Source organism: Methylobacterium sp. WL18 (assembly GCF_008040015.1).
GTDB classification, from domain to species: domain Bacteria; phylum Pseudomonadota; class Alphaproteobacteria; order Rhizobiales; family Beijerinckiaceae; genus Methylobacterium; species Methylobacterium mesophilicum.
On sequence record NZ_VRVD01000897.1, the window covers coordinates 1 to 1,480 of the forward strand.

General features: G+C 68.5%; 2 protein-coding genes. Both read left to right on the top strand.

Features of this window, described 5'->3' with window-relative positions:
* A partial coding sequence (pgk, locus tag FV228_RS29450; protein ID WP_147857691.1) for a phosphoglycerate kinase occupies positions 1-165 on the top strand: 165 nt, incomplete at its 5' end.
* A 133-nt stretch (positions 166-298) separates the two neighbouring features.
* On the top strand, positions 299-1,369 hold the full coding sequence (gene fba, locus FV228_RS29455) for a class II fructose-bisphosphate aldolase (RefSeq protein WP_147857692.1): 1,071 nt from the start codon (positions 299-301) through the stop codon (positions 1,367-1,369).
* The last annotated feature ends 111 nt before the right edge of the window (positions 1,370-1,480 follow it).

Sequence of the window (1,480 nt, forward strand, 5' to 3'; positions counted from 1 at the left end):
GGCCAGCTGGTCTCGGTCGCCGGCGGCGGCGACACCGTGGCCGCCCTCAACCATGCGGGCGTGGCCGCCGCCTTCACCTACGTCTCCACCGCGGGCGGGGCCTTCCTCGAATGGTTGGAGGGCAAGGCCCTGCCGGGCGTCGAGGCGCTGCGGGCGAAGGGCTGAACGGTCCGGAGGCGCCGCCGGAAGGCGCCTCCCGCTCTGCTGCAGACCGATCTATACAACGGAACGAACGCGAATTGAGGCGCCTCCGGCGATCGGGCGGATCGCCGGACGGCAAGCGGGAAGATAAGAGACCATGGCACGGATCACCCTCAGGCAGCTCCTCGACCACGCGGCCGAGCACGAATACGGCGTGCCGGCGTTCAACCTGAACAACATGGAACAGGGCCTGGCGATCATGGCGGCGGCCGACGCCACCGACTCGCCGGTGATCCTGCAGGCCAGCCGCGGCGCCCGCGCCTACGCCAACGACGTGGTGCTGGCCAAGCTGATCGACGGCCTGGTCGAGATCTACCCGCACATCCCGGTCTGCATGCATCTCGACCACGGGAACAACGAGGCCACCTGCGCCACCGCGATCCAGTACGGCTTCACCTCGGTAATGATGGACGGTTCGCTCAAGGGCGACGGCAAGACCCCGGCCGACTACGCCTACAACGTCGAGATCACCCGCAACGTCACCAAGATGGCCCATTGGGCGGGCGTCTCGGTCGAGGGCGAGCTCGGCGTGCTCGGCTCCCTGGAGAGCGGCCAGGGCGAGGCCGAGGATGGCCACGGCGCCGAGGGCGTGCTCAGCCACGACCAGCTGCTCACCGACCCGGACGAGGCGGTGAAGTTCGTGGAGGCCACCAAGGTCGACGCCCTCGCCGTCGCCATGGGCACCAGCCACGGCGCCTACAAGTTCACCCGTCAGCCTGACGGCGACGTGCTGGCGATGAACGTGATCGAGGAGATCCACCGCCGCCTGCCGACGACCCACCTGGTCATGCACGGCTCGTCCTCGGTGCCGCAGGACCTGCAGGACATCATCAACCAGTACGGCGGCCAGATGAAGCCGACCTGGGGCGTCCCGGTCGAGGAGATCCAGCGCGGCATCAAGCACGGCGTGCGCAAGATCAACATCGACACCGACAACCGCATGGCGATGACCGGCCAGATCCGGAAGATCCTGACCGAGAACCCGTCCGAGTTCGATCCGCGCAAGTACCTGAAGCCCGCGATGGATGCGATGACCAAGCTGTGCAAGCAGCGGTTCGAGGAGTTCGGCACCGCCGGCAAGGGCTCGAAGATCCGCCCGGTCTCCGTCTCCGAAATGGCCAAGCGCTACGCCAGCGGCGCGCTGGACCCGAAGATCGGCGCGCGTTGACGCGCCGGCCGGCCCAATGAGCAGCAACCAGCGCCTCGCCCTCCTCGGGCCCCACAACCTGGATGCCGACGGCATCGACGCCTTCGCGGCCGCACTCGGTGCGGCCTGCGC